Annotated in this window: 23 protein-coding genes; 3 read left to right on the plus strand and 20 right to left on the minus strand. The window is 66.5% G+C overall.

Annotated elements, in window-relative coordinates:
- Positions 1–70: 70 nt before the first annotated feature.
- The 7 genes from AB4Y67_RS06135 to AB4Y67_RS06165 all read right to left on the minus strand — a co-directional run bounded on the left by AB4Y67_RS06135 (position 71) and on the right by AB4Y67_RS06165 (position 7606).
- Positions 71–1120, minus strand: a complete 1050-nt coding sequence (locus AB4Y67_RS06135; protein WP_441404900.1) for a Gfo/Idh/MocA family oxidoreductase — start codon at positions 1118–1120, stop codon at positions 71–73.
- On the minus strand, positions 1117–1911 hold the full coding sequence (locus AB4Y67_RS06140) for a TIM barrel protein (RefSeq protein WP_441404901.1): 795 nt from the start codon (positions 1909–1911) through the stop codon (positions 1117–1119). The genes AB4Y67_RS06135 and AB4Y67_RS06140 overlap by 4 nt, the downstream gene beginning before the upstream one ends.
- The gene (locus AB4Y67_RS06145; protein ID WP_441404902.1) at positions 1911–3041 is read right to left on the minus strand and encodes a Gfo/Idh/MocA family oxidoreductase; all 1131 of its coding nucleotides are present in this window, start codon (positions 3039–3041) and stop codon (positions 1911–1913) included. Before AB4Y67_RS06145 ends, AB4Y67_RS06140 begins: the two co-directional genes overlap by 1 nt.
- 34 nt (positions 3042–3075) lie before the next feature.
- Positions 3076–3990: an ATP-binding cassette domain-containing protein gene (locus tag AB4Y67_RS06150; RefSeq protein WP_441404903.1), complete on the minus strand. Its 915-nt coding sequence runs from the start codon at positions 3988–3990 to the stop codon at positions 3076–3078.
- 14 nt (positions 3991–4004) lie between these two features.
- Positions 4005–5054 carry an ABC transporter permease gene (locus AB4Y67_RS06155; protein WP_441404904.1) on the minus strand — a complete coding sequence of 350 codons (1050 nt, stop codon included), beginning with the start codon at positions 5052–5054 and terminating at the stop codon, positions 4005–4007.
- Between the two features lie 53 nt (positions 5055–5107).
- Positions 5108–6103, minus strand: a complete 996-nt coding sequence (locus AB4Y67_RS06160) for a substrate-binding domain-containing protein (RefSeq protein ID WP_441404905.1) — start codon at positions 6101–6103, stop codon at positions 5108–5110.
- Positions 6104–6364: 261 nt separating this feature from the next.
- Complete coding sequence (locus AB4Y67_RS06165; RefSeq protein ID WP_441404906.1) at positions 6365–7606, minus strand: MFS transporter; 1242 nt, start codon at positions 7604–7606, stop codon at positions 6365–6367.
- Positions 7607–7779: 173 nt separating this feature from the next.
- On the opposite strand from AB4Y67_RS06165, the gene AB4Y67_RS06170 reads away from it, so the two are divergent.
- Positions 7780–8229 (plus strand): MarR family winged helix-turn-helix transcriptional regulator, encoded by a 450-nt coding sequence (locus AB4Y67_RS06170; RefSeq protein ID WP_441404907.1) that lies wholly within the window; start codon positions 7780–7782, stop codon positions 8227–8229.
- A gap of 127 nt (positions 8230–8356) precedes the next feature.
- Here the strand turns inward: AB4Y67_RS06170 and AB4Y67_RS06175 are convergent, their stop codons facing one another.
- The 9 genes from AB4Y67_RS06175 to AB4Y67_RS06215 all read right to left on the minus strand — a co-directional run bounded on the left by AB4Y67_RS06175 (position 8357) and on the right by AB4Y67_RS06215 (position 18907).
- A complete protein-coding gene (locus AB4Y67_RS06175) occupies positions 8357–9778 on the minus strand; it encodes a sugar porter family MFS transporter (protein ID WP_441404908.1) in 1422 nt (473 codons plus the stop codon).
- Entirely contained in the window at positions 9775–10650 is an 876-nt protein-coding gene (locus AB4Y67_RS06180; protein ID WP_441404909.1) for a sugar phosphate isomerase/epimerase family protein, read from the minus strand. Before AB4Y67_RS06180 ends, AB4Y67_RS06175 begins: the two co-directional genes overlap by 4 nt.
- Before the next feature lie 79 nt (positions 10651–10729).
- Positions 10730–11743, minus strand: a complete 1014-nt coding sequence (locus AB4Y67_RS06185) for a Gfo/Idh/MocA family protein (RefSeq protein WP_441404910.1) — start codon at positions 11741–11743, stop codon at positions 10730–10732.
- A 28-nt stretch (positions 11744–11771) separates the two neighbouring features.
- Positions 11772–12683 carry a sugar phosphate isomerase/epimerase family protein gene (locus tag AB4Y67_RS06190; RefSeq protein WP_441404911.1) on the minus strand — a complete coding sequence of 304 codons (912 nt, stop codon included), beginning with the start codon at positions 12681–12683 and terminating at the stop codon, positions 11772–11774.
- A 91-nt stretch (positions 12684–12774) separates the two neighbouring features.
- Positions 12775–14286, minus strand: a complete 1512-nt coding sequence (locus AB4Y67_RS06195; protein WP_441404912.1) for a CoA-acylating methylmalonate-semialdehyde dehydrogenase — start codon at positions 14284–14286, stop codon at positions 12775–12777.
- A 59-nt stretch (positions 14287–14345) separates the two neighbouring features.
- Positions 14346–16274 carry a 3D-(3,5/4)-trihydroxycyclohexane-1,2-dione acylhydrolase (decyclizing) gene (gene iolD / locus AB4Y67_RS06200; RefSeq protein WP_441404913.1) on the minus strand — a complete coding sequence of 643 codons (1929 nt, stop codon included), beginning with the start codon at positions 16272–16274 and terminating at the stop codon, positions 14346–14348.
- Positions 16275–16313: 39 nt separating this feature from the next.
- Positions 16314–17276 (minus strand): Cgl0159 family (beta/alpha)8-fold protein, encoded by a 963-nt coding sequence (locus tag AB4Y67_RS06205; protein WP_441404914.1) that lies wholly within the window; start codon positions 17274–17276, stop codon positions 16314–16316.
- A complete protein-coding gene (iolC, locus tag AB4Y67_RS06210; protein ID WP_441404915.1) occupies positions 17273–18277 on the minus strand; it encodes a 5-dehydro-2-deoxygluconokinase in 1005 nt (334 codons plus the stop codon). The genes AB4Y67_RS06205 and iolC overlap by 4 nt, the downstream gene beginning before the upstream one ends.
- A 225-nt stretch (positions 18278–18502) precedes the next feature.
- Entirely contained in the window at positions 18503–18907 is a 405-nt protein-coding gene (locus tag AB4Y67_RS06215; protein WP_441404916.1) for a tautomerase family protein, read from the minus strand.
- A gap of 281 nt (positions 18908–19188) precedes the next feature.
- Here AB4Y67_RS06215 and AB4Y67_RS06220 point away from each other — a divergent pair, with 281 nt between their 5' ends.
- The gene (locus tag AB4Y67_RS06220) at positions 19189–19554 is read left to right on the plus strand and encodes an ArsR/SmtB family transcription factor (protein WP_441404917.1); all 366 of its coding nucleotides are present in this window, start codon (positions 19189–19191) and stop codon (positions 19552–19554) included.
- On the plus strand, positions 19551–20033 hold the full coding sequence (locus tag AB4Y67_RS06225) for an SRPBCC family protein (RefSeq protein WP_441404918.1): 483 nt from the start codon (positions 19551–19553) through the stop codon (positions 20031–20033). The genes AB4Y67_RS06220 and AB4Y67_RS06225 overlap by 4 nt, the downstream gene beginning before the upstream one ends.
- Positions 20034–20148: 115 nt before the next feature.
- On the opposite strand, the gene sucD is transcribed toward AB4Y67_RS06225, so the two are convergent.
- The 4 genes from sucD to AB4Y67_RS06245 form a co-directional block, all read right to left on the minus strand.
- A complete protein-coding gene (gene sucD / locus AB4Y67_RS06230) occupies positions 20149–21051 on the minus strand; it encodes a succinate--CoA ligase subunit alpha (RefSeq protein ID WP_441404919.1) in 903 nt (300 codons plus the stop codon).
- Positions 21052–21061: 10 nt separating this feature from the next.
- Positions 21062–22231 (minus strand): ADP-forming succinate--CoA ligase subunit beta, encoded by a 1170-nt coding sequence (sucC, locus tag AB4Y67_RS06235; protein ID WP_441404920.1) that lies wholly within the window; start codon positions 22229–22231, stop codon positions 21062–21064.
- A 223-nt stretch (positions 22232–22454) separates the two neighbouring features.
- Complete coding sequence (locus tag AB4Y67_RS06240; protein ID WP_441404921.1) at positions 22455–23162, minus strand: hypothetical protein; 708 nt, start codon at positions 23160–23162, stop codon at positions 22455–22457.
- 39 nt (positions 23163–23201) lie between these two features.
- Positions 23202–24569 carry a glycosyltransferase gene (locus AB4Y67_RS06245; RefSeq protein ID WP_441404922.1) on the minus strand — a complete coding sequence of 456 codons (1368 nt, stop codon included), beginning with the start codon at positions 24567–24569 and terminating at the stop codon, positions 23202–23204.
- Positions 24570–24716: the final 147 nt, after the last annotated feature.

Consider the following 24716-nt stretch of genomic DNA (forward strand, 5'->3'; position numbering starts at 1 on the left):
GGGGTTCTTTAGTCTTCGGCGCTCCACCCCGGCGACGGAACCGGGGTGGAGTGCCGGATCAGGGGGCAATTCAGTGTGGGCCGGATCGGTGGGCCACGGGCTGGACCACACGGACCGGCACGCCGGTGGCGAGGGATTCCTGGGCGGCGTCCGCCACGCGCGAGGCGGCCACGGCGTCTTCCGGGGTGCAGGGATTCTCCCGGAGGCCCAGGATCAGCTCCACGAAGGCGGCCATCTCGGAGCGGTAGGCCTGGTGGAACCGCTCGGCGAAGGTGCGGTGGGGCTCGCCTGCCGGGAAAGTGATCCCGGCTTCCGCCGAGGCCAGCGCCGTCTTGTCGTCCAGGCCGACCAGAAGCGAACTGCGCGAGCCCTGAATTTCCAGGCGCACGTCGTGGCCGGCACCGTTGTAGCGGGTGGCCGAGACCGTGCCCACGGTGCGGTCGTCGAACGTCACCAGCGCGAGGGCCGTGTCCACATCGCCGGCCGCCCCGATGGCCGGGTCCCCGTTGTTGGACCCTTTGGCATAGACCTCGACGATTTCGCGGCCGGTGAGCCAGCGGAGGATGTCGAAATCGTGGACGGAGCAGTCCCGGAACAGCCCGCCGGAGCTGGCCAGGAACTCGACCGGCGGCGGCGCCATGTCGCAGGTGACGGCGCGCAGGGAGTGGATCCAGCCCAGCTCGCCGGCCTGGTAAGCGCGCCGGGCCTCCTGGTAGCCGGCGTCGAAGCGGCGCTGGTGGCCGATCTGCACCACGCCGTGCCGGTCCCGGATGTACTCCAGCACGGGCAGGGCGTCCGCCACGTTCAAGGCCACGGGCTTCTCGCAGAAAACCGGAATCCCGGCGTCCACCCCGGCCTTGATCAGGTCCGGGTGGGTTCCGGTTCCCGTGGCGATGACGAGGCCGTYCAGCCCGGAGGCGAGGAGCGCCTCCACGGACGGCAGGAACTCGGCGCCGAGCCCGGCGGCTATGGACCGGGCGTGGTCTTCAGCGACGTCCGTGAGCCGGAGCCGGACGTTGATGCCCTGCGGATTCAGGACGTCGTTGAGCGAGGCGATGTTGTTGGCGTGCATGACGCCGATCCGCCCCACGCCGACCAGTCCGAGAATAACGTCTTTCATACTTGAGCTTCCGTGTGTAGTGCGGGCACGGTGAATGCTGCCCTGAAGGCCTCGAGGGACGCATGGCTGTCACCGCTGGCCCAGGCTTCCATGCCCACGGTGCCGTCGTAGCCGGCCTCCGCGAGCGCCCTGGCGACGGCCGCATAGTTGATTTCCCCGGTGCCGGGTTCACAGCGCCCGGGAACATCCGCCACCTGGATTTCGCCAAGGTACGGCAGTGCGTTCCGGACGAGCTCGATCAGATTCCCCTCCCCCATTTGGGCGTGGTAGAGATCCAGCATGAGCCTGGCATTCGGGTGCCCGGCGGCCTGAACCAGCGCCAGGGTGTCTTTGGCGCGGGCCAGCGGGATGCCGGGGTGGTCGAGGATGGTGTTGAGATTCTCGAGGCAGAAGGTCACCCCGTTCCTCTCGCCGAGCTTGCCGAGCCGTTCCAGGGTCCGGGCTCCGGTGGCCCACATCTGGCCGGTGGCCCGGTAGACCGGGCGGGCCGCCTGGCCGTCGATGAGTTCAGCCGGGTGCACCACCATCCGGCTCACGCCGAGCTCCAGGGCGGTGGGGATGAGCGACTCCGCCGTCCGCACCACCTCGTCCGCCGTGTCGGGATCCACCAGGCTGCCGGCGGTATATCCGGTCATGGAGGAAAACACCGCCCCGGTGGCCTTCAGCGCACCGATGTCCTTGGTGCGCGAGTCCCAGAGTTCGACGTCGAAGCCGGCCTCGTGGATCCGGCGCACCCGCTCCGTGAACGGGAGGTCCGTGAAGACCATCTCCGCACAGACGGCAAGACGCATCAGAGGACTGCCGTCTCGGTGACGGCCACTGTATTGACGGCCGCTGTATTGACTCCCACTGGCGTCCCGCGCTTGACCRACTCGATGCAGGCCAGGGCCACGGCCAGCGCCCGCCGGGCATCCGCTGCCCCCGGCGTGAGTGAGCAAGCCGCCGACGACGGCGCGGCATCGCCACTGCGACCGTCGCGCCGAGCGCGCACGGCCTCAGCGAAGTCGATGAGTTCATCCGTGTAGGCCTGCCGGAAGAGCTCGACGTTCAGCCGGGGAGTATCGGCCGACATCCCGTCGGCGGTGTACCGGCGGGCCGCGGTTTCCGTGGCGCGCCCGGCCTGCACCATGCCCTTGGAGCCGAAGACCTCCCCGCGGATGTCGTAGCCGTAGAGGGCGCTGAAGTTTGCCTCGGCCACTGCGATGGCGCCGTTGCTGTAGCGGATGGTCACAACTGCCGTGTCCAGGAAGCCCTGGTCGCGCAGTCCGGGTTCCACGAGCGCATCGGCAATGGCGTAGACCTCCACCGGCTCGGCGCCTTCGTTGAACCAGTTGAGGGTATCGAAGTCATGGATCAGGGTTTCCAGGAAAACGGTCCAGGCCGGGACCCTGGCTGCGTTCGGGATGCTTCCCGTGCCCGGGTCCCGCGTCAGCGAACGCAGCAGCTGCGGCGTCCCGACCGTTCCGGCGGCGAGGTCCTTCTTGGCCGCCTGGAAGTCCGCCGCGTACCGGCGGTTGAACCCGATCTGGAAGTGCACCCCTGCCGTCTCCACGGCGGCCAAGGCGGCGTCGAGTTCGTCGAGGCCAAGACCGGCCGGCTTCTCGCAGAAGACGTGCTTGCCGGCGGCGGCGGCCTGGGCGATCAGCGACGAGTGGAACCGTGCGGGGCTCGCAATGATCACCGCGTCGATCTCCGGGTCGGCAAGGATGTCGCCGGCGTCGGCCGTCACCTTGCCGGCACCCAGGGCGGATGCCAGCGCGGCGGCGGATTCAACATTGGGGTCGGCGATGGCCGTGAGCTCGGCGCCGGGGACCCGGCGGGCGATGCTCTCGGCGTGAAAAGCGCCCATCCAGCCGGAGCCGATCAGTCCGATCCGGACGGGCTGGGTGGCGTCGGACGGGTTGCGGTTCAGGTAAGCCAAAGGCTTGTCCTTTCGGGAATCGGGACGGCTGCGCCTAGAAGGTCTTGCCGGTGGTCTGGGCCACGTCGGCGACTTCGTTCTTGACTTCCTTGACGATGTCGCTGTGGCCGCCGAGTTGTTCGAGTTCGTGGGCGAGTTCGGCGAGTTCGGCGCCGCCGGCCATTTGGGCGGTGAGTTCGTCGAGGGTGATGTCTTTTTTGTCGTAGTAGCCGATTGATTTGCCGCGTTTGAGCAGCAGGAACCGGTCGCCGACCGGGAAGGCGTGGTGCGGGTTGTGGGTGATGAAGATGACGCCGAGGCCGCGATCGCGGGCCTGCAGGATGTACCGGAGGACCACGCCGGACTGCTTCACGCCCAGGGCCGCGGTGGGTTCGTCGAGGATCAGGACCTTCGCGCCGAAATACACGGCGCGGGCGATCGCGACGCACTGGCGTTCACCGCCGGAGAGCTGGCCGATGGGCTGTTCGACGTCGCGCAGGTCGATGCCCATCGCGGCGAGTTCCTTGAGCGTGATCTCCTTCATCTTCTCGACGTCCATGCTCTTGAACGGGCCGAAGCCGGACGTGAGCTCGGAACCGAGGAAGAAGTTCCGCCAGATCGGCATCAAGGGCACCACGGCGAGGTCCTGGTAGACGGTGGCGATGCCCACATCCAGCGCGTCACGGGGAGAGGTGAATTTCCGTTCCTCGCCCATGACCTTCAGGATCCCGGCGTCGTGCTGGTGCAGGCCGGCGATGATCTTGATCAGCGTGGATTTACCCGCACCGTTATCGCCCAGCACGCACGTGACCCGGCCGTTGTCCACGGCCATCGTGACATCGCTCAGGGCGATGATGTTCCCGTAGTGTTTGGCGACCCCGTCGAGGGAAAGCAGGTGCACCGGGGTGTGGGTGAGTGGATCTTTTTCGTTCTGCAGCAGCGTTTGCTGGTCGATCTCGTTGGCATTCATGGGTCCGGGCCCCTTTACTTGAGTTCCGCGCGGCGCTTGACGATGAGGTTGACGATTGTGGCCAGCAGCAGCATCAGGCCGAGGAAGAACTTGAACCAGTCCGGGTTCCACTGTGCGTAGACGATTCCCTTATTGGCCATGCCGAAGATGAACGCGCCGATCGCGCCGCCGATCGCCGAGCCGTAGCCGCCGGTGAGCAGGCAGCCGCCGATCACCGCGGCGATGATGTAGAGGAACTCGTTGCCCACGCCTTCACCGGACTGCACGGTGTCGAAGGCGAAGAGGTTGTGCATGCCCAGGATCCAGGCGCAGAACCCGACGGCCATGAACAGGCCGATCTTGGTGGCCTTGACCGGCACGCCCACGGCGCGGGCCGCGTTTGCGTCGCCGCCGACGGCGAAGATCCAGTTCCCGACCCGGGTCCGCATCAGCACCCAGGTGGCCACCGCGACGAGCGCGAACCAGATGAACACGGTGATCTTGACGTCGACCCCGCCGATGCTCACCGAAGAGGCGAAGACCGCCCGGGCGGAGGCGAAGCCCTCCATGTTGGCGATCGAAGGCGAGGACACCGAACCGCCGATCAGCCGGGTCAGGCCCAGATTCAGGCCGGTCAGCATCAGAAACGTCGCCAGGGTGACGATGAAGGACGGCAGCTTGGTCTTGATCAGGATCCAGCCGTTGATGAAGCCAATGGACAAAGAGACCACCAGGGCCAGGCCGACGCCGACCCAAACGTTCGTGCTGAAGTACCAGCTGAACATCGACGCCGTCAGCGCCGAGGAGATCACGGCGACACCGGTGGAGAGGTCGAACTCCCCGCCGATCATCAGCAAGGACACCCCCACGGCCATGATCCCGATCGTGGAGCTGCCGTACATAATGGTCGCCAGCGCACCGGGCTGGGTGAACGTCGGGGACACCAACGCAAAGAAGATGAAGAGGACGATGGCGCCGACCAGGGCACCGACCTCGGGACGTCCGAGGAGTTTCTGGAACGGGCTGCGCTTGGCGACGCGCTCATCGGGCGCCGGCGATTTTATCTTGGTCTGGGTGATGGTCATGATAAGTCTCCTTGCTGCCGGGCCGGCGCGGGGCCGGCGCGGCCAGCGGGCTGTTAGCGGATACCCTGCTCGGCGAACTTCAGGACATCGGCTGCATTTGATTTGTCGACGATCGCGGGTCCGGTCAGGACGGACTGGCCGCCGCCGATCTTGAATCCGCCGCGCTTGTTCTGCCACAGCGCATCCACAGCGCCGTAGCCCTGCAGCCACGGCTGCTGGTCAACCGTGAAAAGGACAGTACCGTCGACGATCTTCGACGCCAGCTCCTTGTTCAGGTCGAAACTTGCAACCTTGGCCGAGCTTCCGGCGGTCGCCACAGACTTGATGAGGGTCAGGGTGATGGGAGCGCCCAGCCCGATGATGACGTCAGCATCCTTGGAGGCCTGCAGCTTTGCGGTGGCAGTCGACTCGACCGAGGTCATGTCCGCACCGTTCACGTACAGGATCTCCGCCCCTGGCACCTTGGCCTTCACACCGGCACACCGCGCCTCGAGTCCCACGTGCCCCTGCGCCTGGATTACGCAAATCGGGTGCTTGTAGCCCTCTGCCGCGAGCCTGGTGCCCACGGCCTGACCGGCGAGCTGCTCGTTGGAGCCGAAGTGGGTGAATGCTCCCAGCGCAGCCGAGACCGATTCACCGGCGTTCAGGCTGACAATCGGGATGCCCGCGTCGGTGGCCTTCTTGAGTGAGTCCTTCAGCGCGTCCGGCGTGGCGAGGGTTACCGCGATGCCGTCGACTTTTTGGTCGATGGCCTGCTGGATCAGCTGGGACTGGCGGCCGGCTTCCGGATCGCCCGTGTACAGCAGCTCAACGTTGTCCTTCGCTGCCGCTTCCTCGGCGCCCTTGCGGACGGTGTCCCAGAAGGTGTCACCGGCGGGAGCGTGGGTGATCAAGGCAATCTTGATCCGCTCCGTGGAGGCGACCTGGCCCCCGCCGGCCGCATTGCCCGTGTCAGCGGGCTTGCCGCCGGTGCTCGAACACGCGCTCAGGGCCAGCATGGGTACTACAGCCGCGACTAGGGCCGTCTTCCGCCACGAGAACTTGGTCACGATCAACCTCCTTTGATTCCGGGTCACGCCGACCGCTTCGTTGCGTCAGTCCGTGAGCCATCTACAACTGATCATGGTGATATAGCTCACTAATGTCAATAGTTTGTCCTGACATTAGGATGTAATCACGTAACGATCGCCCTTCCCGCCGTAAAGAAGCACCGGATTGCGGGCGTTCCACGGGACGCCCAGTGCCTGGAAACGACAGCGACGGCGGCCCCGAAAGGCCGCCGTCGTCGTTATGTCCACACTGCCCAGGGGCTACGCCCGCTGGAGCTCCGCGCCGTCCCGCTTGAGGTCCGCACCAGCTTCGCCGGTTCCGACGCCGGTTCCCTGGCCTCCGCCGGGTCGTCCGGCGTCGTGCCGCTTCGCCGCGGCCGCCGCGAACGCCATGACGGCCATGCCGAGCAGCGTGATGCCCGCGCCTGCCCAGATGGGCGAGGTATAGCCGAGACCGGCGGTGATGGTCACGCCGCCCAGCCAGGCGCCCAGGGCGTTGCCCACATTGAAGGCGCCGATATTGGCGCCGGAAGCCAGCGTGGGCGCCGTCGTGGCGTACTTCATGACCCGCATCTGCAGCCCGGGGACGGTAGCGAAGCCGAACCCGCCCAGCAGCACCATGGAGGCGATGGTCATTGGCTGGTTGCCGGCGGTGAGGGCGAAGACCACGAGGACAACCACCAGCGCGGAGAGCGCCACCAGGAGCGTGCGGTCCACGTTCCGGTCGGCCGCTTTGCCGCCCGCGGTGTTGCCGATGAAGAGGCCCACGCCGAACAGGATGAGCAGCCACGGCACGGTGGAGGCCGTGAACCCGGTGACCTCGGTGAGCGTGAAGGCGATATAGGTGAAGGCGCCGAACATGCCGCCGTAGCCAAGGATGGTGACCAGGATGGAGAGCCAGACCTGGCCGGACCGGAAGGCGCGGAGTTCACCGCGCAGTCCGCCGGCCTGGCCCGCACCGGTTTTCGGGACCAGGGTGAGGATGCCGACCAGGGCCAGAACACCGATGACCGTGATGGCCCAGAACGTGGACCGCCAGCCGGCGGCCTGGCCCAGCATCGTGCCGAACGGGACGCCGAGGACGTTGGCCGCCGTGAGCCCGGTGAACATGATGGCGATGGCGCCGGCCTTTTTGGTGGGGGCGACCATGCTGGCGGCGACCACCGCGCCGATGCCGAAGAAGGCGCCATGCGCGAGCGCCGCGATGATGCGGCCGACCATCATCAGCCCATAGTCCGGCGCGACGGCGGAGACCAGGTTGCCGGCGATGAACAGCACCATCAGCACGGCAAGTACGGGCTTGCGCTCGAAGCGTGTCACGGCGGCCGTCAGGAGCAGCGCCCCGACAACGACGGCGAGCGCATAGCCGGAGATGAGCCAGCCTGCCGTGGCTTCGCTGACCCGGAAGTCGGCGGCCACTTCGGGCAGCAGGCCCATGATGACGAACTCGGTAAGTCCGATCCCGAACCCGCCGAGGGCGAGGGCAATCAGGCCAATGGGCATGGAGGAGCTCCTTCAAAAACTGTACGGAAAGAAGTGTGAAGCGTAAGATATTAGTTGCAGACGCGTTATTTATTGTTGCACAAGCAAGTATGCCGCGCAAGCAACTAAATTGTGGGCTGTGGGCGTTCCCTGGTTTCCGGGGACCCGGCAGGCCGATCTGAAGGGAAGAACTGATGGGCATCAAGGACGACGCCGTCGAGGTCCGGGCACAAGGCTGGCGGACCCTGGCGGCCCTGCACGGACTGATCGAGGCGGAGCTGGAACGCGCGCTGCAGGCTGCGGCGCAGCTGTCCGTCGTCGAGTACACGGTGCTGGATGCGCTGAGCCGCCAGGACGGCTGGCACATGCGGATGCAGCAGCTGGCCCGCGCCACCGCGTTGAGCGCCAGCGCCACCACGCGGCTGGTCAACCGGCTCGAGGACCGGGGCCTGCTGACGCGAATCCTGTGCGCCGATGACCGCCGGGGAATCTACACGGAGCTCACCCCGAGCGGGATCAAGCTGCTGGAGGAGGCCCGGCCCAGCCATGACACCACACTGGAGCGTGCGCTGGCCGAGGCGCAGGAGGTGCCGGAACTGGCGCCGCTGGTCGATGCGCTCCCCCGGCTCCACGCCGTGGTCTAGGGCGGGGACACAGCACGCCCCGCACCACGGCAGCGCAACTGGCTAGCAGCAGGGGCCGTTTTGAGGGTTCAAAACGGCCCCTGCTGCTGGTTACTTGGGTGGTGCCGGGGCGGGCTTCCTGGTCAGGCTAGGCGGTGGCGGGTTGTTTGGCCGCCGCGTTCTTGAAGTGGTGCTCCAGGTCTTCCAGGCTCTTGTCCTTGGTCTCCGGAATGTACTTCGCGGCGAACGTGATGGCTCCGACGCCCAGCACGGCAAAGACGAAGAAGGTGTTGGAGAGCCCGATCGCGGCAAGGAGTTGCGGGAAGCCGAAGCCGACCAGGAAGTTCACCGTCCACAGCACGAAGGCTGAGGCGCCCATGCCGAGGCCCCGGATCTTCAGCGGGAAGATCTCGGACAGCATGAGCCAGGTGACCGGGGAGATCGCGCCCTGCTGGAAGGCCAGGAACGTCACGGTCAGGGCCAGGATCACGAAGCCGCGGGTGGTGCCTTCGGGCAGGATCAGGGAGAAGAGTCCGATCAGCAGCAGCGCCGCCGTCGTGCCGATCTGGCCGGTGATGAGCATCCTGCGCCGGCCCACCTTGCCCAGCAGCCAGATCCCAACGAACGTGGCCACGACCGAGATGACGCCGTTGGCGATGTTCGCCGTCAAGGCGGCTTCCCTTCCGAAGCCGGATTGGGCGAGGATCTGGGTGCCGTAGTACATGATGGAGTTCACGCCGGTGATCTGCTGGATGACAGCGAGGCCGACACCCACCACGAAGATGCGGCGCAGCCAGGGGACGCTGAGATCTTTCCAGGAACCCATTTTGGACTTGTAGTCCTCCACGGCCATGGCCTTGACTTCCTCGAACTCGGCCCGGGCCTCGGACTGGGAGCGGATCCGTTGCAGCACACTGAGGGTTTCGCCGAAGCTGCCCATCGAGGCCAGCCAGCGCGGGCTTTCGGGCATGAAGTTCATCCCGATCCAGAGCGCGATTGCCGGCAGGGTGGCGATGACGAGCATCCAGCGCCAGATCCCGCCGGACTCCCCGAACGTGTTGCCGAGGTAGGCGTTGAAGATGAAGGCCAGCAGTTGGCCCGTGACGATCATCAGCTCGTTTTGGGTGACGATCCGTCCGCGCCGGGCGCTCGGCGAGACTTCGGCGAGGTAGACGGGCACGGTGACGGACGCGCCGCCGACGGCGAGGCCGAGGACGAAGCGGGCCAGGATCATGACTTCGGTGTTCGGGGCGAACGTGCAGGCCAGGGTGCCGATCAGGAAGATCACGGCCAGCACCATGATCATCTTCCGCCGGCCGTTGCGGTCCGCCAGGCGCCCGCCGAACAGGGCGCCGAAGGCCGCGCCGAAGAGCAGCGAGGAGGTCACCAGCCCTTCTGTGAGCGGGGTCAGGCCCAGGTCTTCCTGCATGTACGGCAGGGCGCCGTTGATCACTCCGGTGTCGTAGCCGAAGAGCAGCCCGCCGAAGGTGGAAATGATGGTCGCTGTGCGCAGCGCCCGTTTGTGGTTTCCCGGCACCTTCCGCTGGTGGGCGGTGGCCGTAGACGTCATACGCTCACCTTCTGGATTTGCTGCCTCATGGTCTCCAGCTGGTAGCGGGAGACCTCGGCGGCGTCGTCGTCCTCTGCGAACACGCTGGAGACCATCACGGTGTCCTCGCGGTCGAGGAACCCGATTTCGTGCAGGCCGCCGAAGAACTCGTCCCAGTTCACGTCGCCGTCGCCGATTTTCAGGTGCTGATGCACCCGGACCGGGTTGCCGGGCGGGTTGGTGATGTAGCGCAGCCCGTGTGAGGCGTGGTGGTCCATGGTGTCGGCGACGTGGACCAGGCGCAGCTTGTCTCCCGCCGCGCGCATGATGTCCAGCGGCGCGTTTTTCATGTGGAAGCTGTGTGAAGCCACGTAGACCAGGCCGACATTTTTGGAGTTCAGGCCGCGGATCACCCGGATCGCGGCCAGGCCCTCCTCGACGAAGTCGTCCGGGTGCGGGTCGATCAGGAGGTCGATGCCTTCGCGTTCGATGATGGGCAGCAGTTCCTCCATGGAGCGGTAGAACGCGCGTTCCGATTCCTCGGCCTTCTCCGGCCGGCCGCTGAATTCGGTGTTCATCGTGCTGACGCCCAGGTCCACGGCGATCTGGATGGCACGCTTCCAGTAGCGGACGGCGGCTTCGCGTGCGTCCTCGTCCGGGCCTGACCAGCGGAGAACCGGCAGCACGGAGGCGATTTCGATCCCGGCGTCCTTGCAGGCCGCCTTCAGCTGGCCCACCAGTTCGTCGTCGGCCTTGGGGTGGTTGTAGAACGGGATGAGGTCGGCGTGCGGGGTCATCTGCATGTACTTGTAGCCGAGGTCCGCCACCACCCGGGGAAATTCGAGCAGGCTGTGCGAGTGGTGGAAGGGCGTGGGATCAAGTGCGATTTTCACGTGGAACACTCCATTGTGGGTCAGTCGGGTTGTGCGTGGCACGAACGAACGGGAGGGGCCGCGGCACCTCCCGTTGGTCCTAGCTGTACAGGCCGGGCTTCGGGTTCAGCTTCACGGCGACCTTCTCGCCGTTCTTCTGCGCTTCGACACCGGCCTCGCAGCAGGCTGCGGTGGCGTACCCGTCCCACGCCGTCGGACCGCCGATTTCACCGCGGAGGGCGGCGTCCACCCAGGACTGGATCTCGACGTCGTAAGCGGCGCCGAAGCGCTCCTCGAAGCCGGGGGTGACGTTCCCGCCCCAGCGGCCGGCACTGCGGGTGTAGGGGCCTTTGTCGCCGCCTATGTTGACGATGCCGTCCTCGAAGGCGGCCTGGGTTGCCACCTCGTAGCCGAACTTGGCGTTGACGAAGATCTCGACGTCGGCCAGGACACCGGACTCCGTTTCGACCAGCACGTGCTGCGGGTCGTGCTGGCCGGCCGGGGCGTTCCTCGTGGCCTTGCCCAGGCGGACCTGGACGGACGTGATCTCCTCGCCGGTGAAGAAGCGGATGGCGTCGAACTCGTGGACCACGGAATCGTTGATCAGCATCTCGTTCGTGAAGCCGGCCGGGGTGGTCGGGTTGCGGTGCTGGTGGTGCAGCATCAGCAGTTCACCGAGTTCGGAGCTCCGGATGATGTCGCCCAGGGCGGCGTATTCGGCGTCGAACCGGCGCATGAAGCCGACCTGGATGCGCTGGTGGCCCAGCTTCTCCTCGGCCTGGACGATCTTCCAGGCGGAGGCGGCGTCAGGCGTGAGCGGCTTTTCGCACAGGATCGGGATGTCCTTGGCGATCGCCTTGAGCAGGATGTCCTCGTGCAGGAAGCCGGGGGTGGCGATCAGGACGGCGTTGACGTCGCCGTTGTTGAGCGCCTCGTCGGCGTCGGCCAGGGCGACGGCGCCCGGGATTCCTTCGATGGCCGCCTGCGCGCGGGCAAGGTCAACGTCGACGACGGCGGCAACTTCGGCGCCGTGGATGCGGGTGTTGAGCCGCTGGATGTGGTCTGCGCCCATACGGCCGGCGCCAATGACAGCTACGCGGAGGGTCTTCGTCATGGTTCTTGTCCTTCGTTCTGGTTTGCGTCTAGTTGACCGCGGTGCGGGAGCCGCAGGAGAGCAGGTAGTTGCGGGTCCGCTTGGCGATCGGCATCGGGACGTCGAAGGCAACGGGGTACATGTCCTGCTCCACAATGCCAAAGATCGGCCGGTCCAGCGCCTCGACGGCTTCGATGACGGCACGCAGGTCCGGCAGTCCGCTCGGCGGTTCGGTCATCACGCCGGCCAGGTTTGCGGCAGCCCACGTCAGGTTCTCCTCGTTGACCCTTTTGAGGATGTCCGGGTTGATCTGCTTGAGGTGCAGGTAGCCGATCCGGTCCGGGTAGTTCTTTATCAGATCCAGGCTGGAAGCGCCGCAGTATTCGGCGTGGCCGGTGTCCAGGCAGAGGTTGAGGTACTTGGCGTCGGTGGCGGCGAGGAGGGTCTCGATGTCCTTCTGCGCGCCGACGTGGGAGTCTGCGTGCGAGTGGAACTGCTGCTGCAGGCCGAAGTCCTCCAGCAGGGTCTTGCCAAGCCGGTTGTGGCCGGCGAACAGGTCACTCCAAGCCTTCTCACTAAGTTCGCCGCTTTCCACCGCTTCGCCGGTGACGTCGTCGCGCCACATGGCCGGGATGACTACCATGTGCTCGCCGCCCATCGCGGCGGTGAGTTCGGCGACTTTGCGGGCCGGTTCCCAGGCGGTTTCCCACTGGTCCAGCCCGCGGTGGAACGCGGTGAACACGGTCCCGGCCGAGATTTTCAGGTCGCGGGACTTGAGTTCCTCAGCGAGGCGGCCGGGGTCGGTGGGGAGGTAGCCGTAGGGGCCAAGTTCGATCCATTTGTAGCCGGATTCGGCCACCTCGTCCAGGAAGCGTTCCCACGGGGTCTGCTGCGGATCGTCCGGGAACCAGACGCCCCACGAGTCCGGTGCGGTGCCGATGATCAGCTTGTTCTCAGTCATTGCCATTCCTTCTCATCGATTGCTCCGCAGGTGCCGTTTTGGACGTTCAAAACGGCGGTTACGGAGCAGTCGATGGTGGTGAGTCGGGTCGTCAGTTGGACGGGAAGTTGTAGGAGGCGCCTGAGGCGTGGGTTGGTTCCGGCCAGCGGGACGTGACCACCTTGCCGCGGGTGTAGAAGGAGACGCCTTCGGGGCCGTAGATGTGCTTGTCGCCGAAGAGCGAGGCCTTCCAGCCGCCGAAGGAGTGGTGCGCCACCGGCACGGGCAGCGGCACATTGATGCCGATCATGCCCACCGTGACGGAGCGCTGGAACTTGCGGGCGTTGGCGCCGGAGGAGGTGAAGATGGCGGTGCCGTTGCCGTAGGGGTTGGAGTTGATCAGAGCGATGCCGGCGTCGAGGTCTTCCACCCGGACCACAACCAGGACGGGCCCGAAGATTTCCTCGCTGTAGGCGGTCATTTCGGTCTTGACGTGGTCGATGACGGTGGGGCCGACCCAGAAGCCGTCTTCGTGGCCGGGGACGACGAGGTCGCGGCCGTCCACCACCATGGCAGCTCCCGCGGCCTCGGCTTCGGTGACGATCCGGACAATGCGTTCCCTGGACGCCGGGGTGATGACCGGTCCCATCTCGGCGCCGGGCTCGGTGCCGTTGTTGACCTTGACGGCGAGGGCGCGCTCTTCGACCTTCTTGACCAGCAGGTCGGCGGCGTCACCCACGGCGACGGCGACGGAGATGGCCATGCAGCGTTCCCCGGCGGAGCCGAAGGCGGCGGCGGCGAGGTGGTCCGCAGCATTGTCGAGGTCGGCGTCGGGCAGGATGATGGCGTGGTTCTTGGCGCCGCCGAGGGCCTGGACGCGCTTGCCGTGCTTGGTGGCGGTTTCGTGGACGTACTGGGCGATCGGGGTGGAGCCGACGAAGGAGATGCCGTCCACGTCCGGGTGGGTCAGGAGGCCGTCCACGGTCTCTTTGTCGCCGTGCAGGACCTGGAAGACGCCGTCGGGCAGGCCCGCGTCCTTCCACAGCTTGGCCAGCAGCATCGAGGCGGAGGGGTCGCGTTCGGAGGGCTTAAGGATGAACGCGTTGCCGGTGGCGATCGCCATCGGCGCCATCCACAGCGGGACCATGACCGGGAAGTTGAACGGGGTAATGCCTGCGACGACGCCGAGCGGCTCGCGGAAGGAGAAGACGTCGATCCCCGTGGAGACCTGGTCCGAGTAGTCGCCCTTGAGCAGGGTCGGGACGCCGCAGGCGTACTCGATGACCTCGAGGCCGCGGCCGATCTCGCCCTTGGCGTCGGAGAGTACCTTGCCGTGCTCGGCGGTGATCAGCTCGGCGAGCTCGTCCACGTGGGCCGCGACGAGTTCGCGGAACTTGAACAGCACGGCGGTGCGCTTGGCCAGCGAGAAGTCGCCCCAGGAATCGGCGGCGGCCCGGGCGGCGGCGACCGTGGCGTCCAGGTCCGCCCGGTTGGCCAGCCGCAGCTCCGCGGTGACGGCGCCGGTGGCGGGGTTGTAGACGGGCTGGGTGCGGGTGCCTTGCCCTGCGGTTTCGGCACCGTTGATGAAGTGGTGGATGGTTTTGGTGGTGGTGAGGGTGCTCATCAGAATGTCCTTGGGAGTTGGAGTCAGTGGTGGCTGCGGGCCGGGGTTCAGCGGCCAGCTCAGCCCAGCAGCTTGCGCTGGCGGTTCTTGTGGACGGTGTAGGTCTGGAAGGCCTGTTTCGTGGAGTCGAGCTCGGAGACCTGGGAGACGGGCACGTCCCACCAGGACTCGGAGCTGGGGGCATCCAGCAGCGGGTCGGATTCGACGTGGATAACAATCGGGCCCCCGCGTTCGGGGGCGGCCTTGGCATCCCGGACGGCCTGTTCGAGTTCGGCGATGACCTTCTCCCCCGGTTCGATCCGGATCACCTTTACGCCGAGGCTTTCGGCGTTCAGGGCCAGGTCCACGGGGAGCCGGTCGCCGTCGTCGAAGCTGTGGTGCTCCTCGTCCAGGGCGCGGTACTGCGTGCCGAAGCGCTGCGAGCCGAGGGATTCGGACAACGAGCCGATGGAGGCGTAGCCGTGGTTCTGGATCAGGACCACGATCAGTTTGATCCGCTCGGCGACGGCGGTGACCAGCTCGGTGTGCATCATCAGGTAGGAGCCGTCCCCCACCATCACGACGACGTTGCGCTGCACCCCGCCCCGCGCGGCTTCGGCCAGGGTTGCGCGTTTGACGCCGAGGCCGCCGGGGATTTCGTAGCCCATGCAGGAGTAGGCATATTCCACGTGGTAGCCAAACGGGTCCCGGACCCGCCACATTTTGTGCAGGTCACCAGGCAGGGACCCGGCGGCGCAGATGACGACGTCCTGGGCATCCATGGCCCGGTGCGTGGCCCCGATGATCTCGTTCTGGGCCGGCAGCGGGGTGAAGCGGGTGCCGAAGGCCTCGTCCACCGTGGCGTCCCAGCGGGTCTTCTCGGCCGCGATCTGCCGTTCCAGGTCAGCGCCGATCCGGTAGCCGCCGAGGGCCTGGTTCAGCTTGACGAGCGCCTTGCGGGCGTCCGCGACGATCGGCAGGGAGGTGCCGTGCTTGTAGGCGTCGATCGGGGCGACGTTGATGTTGATGAACTGCACGTCAGGGTTCTGGAACGCCGTCCTGGACGCGGTGGTGAAGTCCTCGTAGCGGGTGCCGATGCCGATGATGAGGTCCGCTTCGGCGGCGATGGCGTTGGCCGCCGTCGTGCCGGTGGAGCCGATGGCGCCGAGGGAAAGCTTGTGGTCCCAGGGCAGGACGCCGACGCCGGCCTGGGTATTGCCCACGGGGATGCCGGTCAGGTCGGCGAACTTCGCGAGTTCCTCGTTGGCGTACGCGTACAGGACACCGCCGCCGGCGATGATGAGCGGGCGTTTGGCGGTGCGGATCGCTTCTGCGGCGCGGCGGATGTCCTCGTCGTCGGCGTCGGGGCGGCGGATCCGCCATTCGCGTTCGGTGAGGAACTCCTGGGGCACGTCGAAGGCCTCGGCCTGGACGTCCTGGGGCAGCGAGATGGTGACGGCGCCGGTCTCGGCAGGGTCCGTCAGGACGCGCAGGCCGTGGTGGAACGCGGAGAACAGCTGCTCGGGCCGGGTCACGCGGTCGAAGAACTTCGACAGCGGCCGGAAGGCGTCGTTGACGGTGATGTCGTAGGCGTAGGGCTGCTCGAGCTGCTGCAGCACCGGGTCCGCGGCGCGGGTCGCGAAGGTGTCACTCGGCAGCAGGAGCACGGGCAGCCGGTTGGTGGTGGCCAGCGCGGCGCCCGTGAGCAGGTTCGAGGAACCCGGGCCGATCGACGTGCTGATCGCAAAGGTCTGGCGGCGCCGGGTGTGCCGGGCATAGCCGACGGCCTGGTGCGACTGGGCCTGTTCGTTACGGCCCTGGTAGTACGGCATGATCGTCGGATCGAGCTGCTGGTACTGCTTGAGGGCCTGCCCGACGCCGGCAACGTTGCCGTGGCCGAAGATGCCGAACATGCCCGGAATCAGGCGCTCCCGGAAGTCCTGGCCGCCGACTGTGTCAACGGTGTACTGCATGGACAGGTATTCGACGACGGCCTGGGCGACCGTCATTCTGCGTGTTCCTGAGGCAGTGCTCATTCCCATGGGTCGTTACTCCGATACTTCTGCGGTGCGGGTGGACGGGGTGCGCTGGGCGGACCGGTTCAGCAGGGAGGCCGCGGTCGCGACGGCGCCGGCGACGTCGCCGTCGTGCGGGTAGAGCAGGGTGCGGCCGACGGTGAGTCCCTGGACGCCGGGCAGTGCGAGGGCCGCTTCCCAGCTCGCAAAGACGTCGTCCTGGCTGCTGTCCGGATCCCCGCCGAGCAGCACGGTGGGCATGGTGGTGGCCGCCATGACGCGTTCCATCTCGGCCACGACCGGGAGCTTCATCCAGGTGTAGGCGCTGGTGGAGCCGAGTCCCTCGGCGATGGCAATCGATTTGATCACGGCGTTGGTGGAGAGGTCGTTGCGGACCATTCCGTGTTCCCGGACGGAGAGGAAGGGTTCCACCATGGCGATGAGCCTGCGTTCGGCGAGCGAATCGATGACTTTGGCGGTGGCTTCCAGGGTTGCCACCGTGTCCGGGTCGCCGAGGCAGATGCGGGTGAGCATCTTGCCGCCGTCGGCCCCCAGTGCTTCCAGTGCGGCGGCCGTGTGGCCGGTGAAGCGGTCGTCGAACTCGTTGACCAGGCCGGCGAGCCCGCCGCGGTTCATCGAGCCGAAGACGAGCTTGCCGTCCAGTGCCCCGAGCAGGAGCAGGTCGTCCATGATGTCCGGGGACGCGAGGATGCCGTCCACGTCCGGGTTGGCGAGGGCGATCTGCAGGCGGTCCAGGAGCTGGCGGCGGTCCGCCATCGCCACCGGGTCGTTGCCGACCGCGAGGGCGCCGCGGGCGGGGTGGTCGGCGGCGACGATGAAGTTCTGTTTGCCTGCCTTGACGCCGGGGTGGCGGCGGCGCGCCTTGGCGGCGCGGGCGATCGCGGCGGGATCCTCGAGCCGGATGGTGCTCAGGTGCTCGTAGCGGCGGGGATCGTCGTCGACGGCGGCGGTGACGGATGCTGGAATGAGGCTCACAGGGTGGCTCCTTCGGGGGCGTGGGTGCCCGCTACCAGGCGGCCGCGTTCGGCGAGCAGGGAGGTGACTTCGTCCGGCGTCGGCATGGCATCAGCGCAGGAGAGCCGGGAGGCGACCAGCGCGCCGGCCGCGTTGGCGAAGTCGAGGACCTGCGCGAGCGGCCAGCCGGAGAGCAGTCCGTGGCAGAAGGCCCCGCCGAAGGAGTCGCCGGCTCCGAGTCCGTTGACGGTTTCCACCGGGACCGGAGCGGACACAACACGTTCGGTGCGGGTCTTTGCCATCACTCCGTCCGGGCCCAGCTTCACGACGGCGATTTCGACGCCGGCGGCGAGCAGCCGGTCCGCCTGCTGGTCCGGGGTCCCTTCACCGACAGCGACTGCGCATTCCTTGTCGTTGCCGATCGCGACCGTGACGTGCGGGAGGATCTTGGCGACCTGCTCCCGGGCTTCGGCTTCGGAGGCCCAGAACATCGGCCGGTAGTCGAGGTCCAGGATGGTGAACTGCCCCGGTTCCAGTCCGGTGCGGGGCCTGGCGTCATGGGCAGCAAGGTGGGCCGAGCGGCTGGGTTCCTGGCAGAGGCCCGTGACGGTGGACCAGAAGATGCCGGCGTCCCTGATGGCGGCGAGGTCAAGCTCCCCGGCCTTGATTTGCAGGTCCGGCGCCGTGGGGAACCGTCCGTAGAAGTAGAGCGGGAACTCGTCCGTAGCCGGCTTGATTGCGCAGAACGTGACCGCCGTGGGCCATTCCTTCACCGGGGTGACGAAGGAGTCATCCACGTTGAACTTGCGAAGCTCGCGGTGCAGATATTTGCCGAAGGCGTCGTCGCCTGTGCGGGTGATGACGGCGGTGCGGCGGCCGTGGCGGGCGGCTGCGACCGCCACGTTGGACGGCGATCCCCCAAGGTACTTTCCGAAGGACGTGACATCCTCCAGATCCACCCCGATGTCATTCGGGTAGATATCAACGCTGATGCGCCCGATCGTGAGAAGTTCGTGGGTCACGGTGATCGCGGACCTTTCTGGTGGAGACTCGGTACCTTGCGCAGCCTGAGCTTCGGTGCTTAGGAAGCCGGCGTGAGCCGGGCCACATCCACTACTTTGCCCTAGAATCTATGTGCTGTCAAAGGTTTGTACTGACATATTTACAACATGACACGGGGAGGCCAAATGCACCCGCCGCCCGGCCGCCGCAGCGGCCGCCTGCGCACCCTTGCGGCCGCCGGCGGGCTACCTGCCGGGCACGCCCAGCTCGCCGGTGACGTACTGCGCCCGGCCGAATCCGAACGACCAGTCCCCCGCCGCGTTCTCGACATAGCCGATGAATACGTCCTCGCCTGCGACACCGACGGCGGCCAGCTTCTCCGCGATGGCGGCAAACAGCGACTGCTTGGCCCCTTGGTCCCGCCCGGCCTGGGTGAAGATCTGGATCATGACAACATCCGGCGTGCGCTCGAAGCCGAGGCCGGCATCCTGGGCGACAATTTGCCCCGCCGGATGTTCGGTCAGGACGTGGAAGTAGTCCCGCGCCGGAATGCCATATTCGGCCAGAATGGCGTCATGGATGCCGCGGCTGATCAAGCGGAGCTGTTCGGGACTGCGGCCCTGGTTGACGTCTATTCGCACGAGAGGCACTCGCTACTCCTTCATTAGTTTGTCCTGACATACTAACAAATTGAAGATACGCAGAGCAAGAGTAAACAGCAGCGCGGGGTCAGGCCGCGTCCATCGCGGGGCGCGGGATGGGCGCGAGGTGACCCCGCGTTGCACTATTGCGCCGACCTGGGATCAGGCGTAGCGTTGACAACCTAGAGGTTGATCAACAAAGTGGTTGATCACCGAAGTTTTTGATCACAGTCACTGCCAGTGGAGCAGCAAAGAGACACCACCGGATCCGGGAGGGAATGAGACACCCCGTGGACGAACGCGACGACGAACAGCTCGACGCAGCCTTCCTGGCCCTCGCCGACCCCGTCCGCCGGCGCATCATTTCCCGGCTCAGCCGGGGCCCTGCCACCGTGAACGAACTGGCGGAACCTTTCGCGATCACCAAGCAGGCGGTTTCGAAACACATCCAGGTCCTCGAGCAGGCACAGCTGGTCACGCGCACTCGTGACGCCCAGCGCCGGCCCGTCCACCTGAACCCCGCACGGCTGGAGGCGCTCACCGCATGGATCGACCAGTACCGGCTGGTCCGCGAGGGGCAGTTCCGCAGCCTTGACGCCGTGCTCCAATCCAGCGCCGCAACACGCGGCACACAGGCAAAGGATTCATCATCATGACCAACGCGCTTAAACTCAGTGTTCCGGAAGGCCTGCCCTTCATCGACATAGAGCGGGAGTTCGATTTTCCCGTCGCCGACGTATTCCGGGCCCATAAGGAACCCGAGCTCGTCGCCCAGTGGCTCGGCCCGCGGGGGCTGACCATGGACGTCGACCACTACGACTTCCGCGCCGGCGGCAGCTACCGTTACACGCACACGGCACCGGACGGAACCCCCTACGGCTTCAGCGGGGTCTTCCACACAGTCCGGGAAAACGAGTTCGCCATCCAGACCTTCGAGTTCGACGGCTACCCGGACGTTGTCAGCATCGAGTCCCTGACCTTTCAGGACCTCGGCGGGGGCCGCACCCGGCTGACCGCGCATGCCGTCTACCCCAGCATGGAGGCCCGCGACGGCATGGCGGGGTCCGGGATGGAGGGCGGACTCTCCGAGGCCTACGAGCGGCTCGAGGAACTGCTGGCCGGCGCGAAAGTCTAGGACCGCCGTCGTCGTTCTTAAACAAACAACGCGGGGTCACTTCCGGTCCATCCCAGGGGGGGGGACGGACCGGAAGTGACCCCGCGTTGCGTTGGTGCTTGGCGGTGCTTGGAGCCTAGAGGGCTGCGAAGACCTCGCGCAGGAGCTTGGCGGTCTCGGACGGCGTCTTGCCGACCTTGACGCCGGCAGCCTCGAGGGCTTCCTTCTTGGCCTGGGCGGTGCCCGCGGAACCGGAGACGATGGCGCCTGCGTGGCCCATGGTCTTGCCTTCCGGAGCGGTGAAGCCGGCCACGTAGCCGACAACCGGCTTCGTGACGTGTGCCTTGATGTAGTCGGCGGCACGTTCTTCGGCGTCGCCGCCGATTTCGCCGATCATGACGATCGCCTTGGTCTCGGGATCGGCTTCGAAGGCTTCGAGCGCATCGATGTGGGTGGTGCCGATGACCGGATCGCCGCCGATGCCGATGGCCGTGGAGAAGCCGAGGTCGCGCAGTTCGTACATCATCTGGTAGGTCAGGGTGCCTGACTTGGAGACGAGGCCGATGGGGCCCTTGCCTGTGATGTTGGCCGGGGTGATGCCGACGAGGGCCTCGCCCGGGGTGATGATGCCGGGGCAGTTCGGTCCGATGATGCGGGTGACCTGCTTGCCGTTGGCGTCGACCTTGGACTGGGCCAGTGCCCAGAACTCGGCGGAGTCCTGGACCGGCACGCCTTCGGTGATCACGACGACCAGGCCGATGCCGGCCTCGATGGCTTCAACGACGGCGTCCTTGGTGAAGGCCGGCGGTACGAAGACGATGGAGACGTCGGCGCCGGTCTCGGCCATGGCTTCCTTGACGGTGCCGAAGACGGTGATCTCGGTCTCGCCGTGCAGGACCGTGGTGCCGGCCTTGCGGGCGTTGACGCCGCCGACAACGTTGGTGCCGGCCTTCAGCATCAGGGCGGTGTGCTTGGTGCCTTCGCCGCCGGTGATGCCCTGGACGATGACCTTGGAGTCCTTGTTCAGATAAATAGACATGGTGCGTCCCTTACTTAGCTGCGTTGGCGAGCTCGGCAGCCTTGTCGGCGCCCTCGTCCATGGTGGCGGCCAGGGTAACCAGCGGGTGGTTTGCCTCGGCCAGGATGCGGCGGCCTTCCTCAACGTTGTTGCCGTCGAGGCGGACTACCAGCGGCTTGTTCGCGGAGTTGCCCAGCTCGGCCAGTGCGCCGACGATGCCCTTGGCGACGGCGTCACAGGCGGTGATGCCGCCGAAGACGTTGACGAAGACGGACTTGACCTGCGGGTCGCCCAGGATGACGTCGAGGCCTGCTGCCATGACCTCGGCGGAAGCTCCACCGCCGATGTCCAGGAAGTTGGCGGGCTTGACGTTGCCGTGGTTCTCGCCGGCGTACGCAACGACGTCGAGGGTGGACATGACCAGGCCTGCACCGTTACCGATGATGCCCACGGAGCCGTCCAGCTTGACGTAGTTGAGGTCCTGCGCCTTGGCCTTGGCCTCGAGCGGGTCAGCAGCGTCCTTGTCTTCGAGGTGCGCGTGCTTCGGGTGGCGGAAGTCCGCGTTCTCGTCGAGGGAGACCTTGCCGTCGAGGGCAACGATGTCACCGGCGCCGGTCAGGACCAGCGGGTTGACCTCCACGAGGGTGGCGTCTTCCTTCTTGAAGACGTCCCAGAGCTTCAGGATGACGGCGGCGACCTTGCCGCGCAGTTCCTCGGCGAAGCCTGCGGCGGCGACGATTTCGTCGGCCTTGGCCTGGTCGATGCCGACGGCCGGGTCGATCGCGATCTTGGCCAGGGCTTCGGGGCGCTCAACGGCGAGCTGCTCGATTTCCATGCCGCCTTCAACCGAGCACATGGCCAGGTAGTTGCGGTTGGCCCGGTCCAGAAGGACGGAGAAGTAGTATTCCTCGGCGATGTCTGCACCCTGGGCGATCATCACGCGGTGGACGGTGTGGCCCTTGATGTCCATGCCGAGGATGTTGGTGGAGTGTTCAAACGCCTCGTCAGCGGTCTTGGCGACCTTGACGCCGCCGGCCTTGCCGCGGCCTCCGGCCTTGACCTGCGCCTTTACGACGGTTACGCCGCCGATTTTCTCGGCAGCTGCCTTTGCTTCTTCAGGGGTGTGCGCCACGATGCCAGCAAGCACGGGTACACCGTGCGCCTCGAACATATCGCGCGCCTGGTATTCAAACAGGTCCACGGTTTAGTGTCCTTCTACGTCGAAGTAGTTTCTGTACAGCCGGACCCCACGTTATCGCGGTTACCGGGCTGCGGAATAAACGCACCCTGCGACTAGCTGGAAACGAGCCACACGGCGCAATGCTCCTTTCGGAACTCTAGTCCTTCCTTGGGAGCGGCCCGTTCCAGAGTACCCGTTATGTGAGTAAGGACACTATTCTATGGAGCGTAGAAAAACCGCTAGATTACGGGGTTTTTGGGGCCGCTGAGGGGTCCTGCGCGGCTTGTTTCCCGGTGTTTGGAATCAGTTCGTAACGGTCCCGCGTAACGAAGAAGGCGACGCCGGCGGAGACGTTTCCGCAGGCGACACCGCCGTTGTAGGCGGAGCAGCGCAGGCCGTTACGCTCCAAACCCTGGCCCTCGCCGAGGACCGGCAGCTGGGAGATCGGGCCCGTGCGGCTTCCCTTGGGCCCGAATTCCGCTTCCTGCTGTGTGACGCCCGAGCGGCATTCGCCGTAACCGGCTTTTTCCGGCGTCAGCAGCACCGCGCCCCCGAGGTAGCCGAGCCCCGTCCCGCCGCAATCGTCTGCGATGTCCTGGCCCTCAGGCTTGGGATAGTCCGCGAGTTCGCAGTGCGCCACCGGGACGGTGGCCAACTTGTTGTTGGCGGAGTCCGGGAACCCGTTCTGCTCGTAGGGCAGATTCACGTGCCCGCCCCTGGCCGACGTCAGGGAACAGACAATGTTCCGGTCCGTGGTGGCGAAGCTGAGGACGTCCTGGCCTGCCGCGTACTTCGTGGCGTCCGCCAGGGGCGCTTGCCTGAGCTGCTCCAGCGCGGGCAGGGGCGCGGGCGGAACGTAGTCCGGGTCCTTCTGCGTGATGGTGCACGCCGTGGACGCCAGCAGGGTGAGGGCGGCCAGGATCCCCAGAAGTGTCCGTCGCATGGGCTCCATTATGCCTGCAGGAATGCAGGGCGCCCGCGGCTGACGGCGTCAGCCCCCGACGCCGGGTGTCCCGCCGCCGCTGGTCCCGCCGGCGGCGGCAGCTGTGATGACGTCGACGGCGGCGCCGATGCTGTCTTCCGCCTCGAACTGCCCCCGTACCGCCTGCGCCCGGGCGCGCCAGGACGGATCTCCCAGTACCGTGTCGACGGCGGAGCGGACCGCGGCGGCGCTGGGTGTCTCGGTTTTTAGATTGACGCCGACGCCGGCGTATTCCACCCGGGCATTGACGTCGCTCTTGCCCTCATTGAGGCCCGCCGTCACGAGCGGGACCCCGTGGGACAGGCTCAGCAGCACCCCGCCGAAGCCTCCGTTGGTGACAAAGACGTCCGTGGCCGGAAAGACCCGGGCGAAGTCGACGTAGTCTTCGACAACGACGTTGGGCTGCGGGTACCGCCGTCGCAGTTCTTCGGTGTTCGCGCCGCCGGTGGCCACGATGATGAGGGTGTTAGTGTCCTTCAGCGCCTCGATGGCGGGGATCATCAGCTTTGCCGGGTCCCTGTTGTCGACCGTTCCCTGCGTGACGACGACGGTCCGGCGGTGCGTTCCGTCCGCCGCCGTCGGCTGCCGGGCGTCGGCGGACGGTGCGGGGGCGGCCTGCGCAGTGGCGGTCTCCGGCCCGTCGGCGGCTCCCGACCGGTGAGGCAGCAGGGCGCCGACGTAGTGGACTTTCGGGTTGACGTTCCGCCGCGGAAAATCCAGCGAGGCAGTGCCAGTCTGGATGATCGCATGCGACCACAGGTACGGCTCGTCGGTGATGGGGTGGCCCCGTTCGGTGCGGAGACCGTAACCGGCGAGTTGCCGGACGTAACTGTTCCGCGCGGGCTTGGTGACGAACTGGTCCGAGACCAGCCGCGCGCCCGAATGGAGGACCCTGTCGGCCGGGTTCCGCGCCGGGGCAAAGCCAAAGAACATCGGCGGCACCAGCGGATCGCTTTCCATGTTGCCGATAGGGACAAAACTGATTACCGGTTTGCCCAGCACCACCGCCACGAGCCGCTGGATGAACATGGTGTTGTCCATAACGACGGCATCGAACGGGAAGCGCTGGTGCAGGTCCCTGATGTCTTCGAAGAAATTCGTGACGTTGCTGGCGAAGATGCGTTCGCCGTCGAACCTGATGGCCATCGGTCCTTTGAGCTTGGCGCGCTGCGGGTAGAGCTCATTGAGGTTGTCCCCGGTGTGTTCAATCGCGCGATCGAACGCGTAGTGCTGGATGCCCAGCTCGTCCAGCCTGCCGGCGAGCGTGCGGCCGGTGTACCAGCCGACCTCGTGGCCCTCGTCCTTCAAACGGACACCGATGCCCGTCATGGGATTGAAGTGTCCGGCGATCGCCTGGCTGGCCAACAGAATTCTCATGCGGCGCCCCGTCGTAGCTTGCGGTAGCGCACCGGAGCGGAATGCCGCTTCCTGGCGCCCGATGCTCAGACTGTAGACGGGTCGAGGCCCCCGGCACAACGATGCAGCGCAGTCCGAAGAATCCGGGCCACCGGAGTCGTTGGTGCC

The organism is Arthrobacter sp. YAF17, assembly GCF_052113365.1.
In the GTDB taxonomy this organism is placed as follows: domain Bacteria; phylum Actinomycetota; class Actinomycetes; order Actinomycetales; family Micrococcaceae; genus Arthrobacter.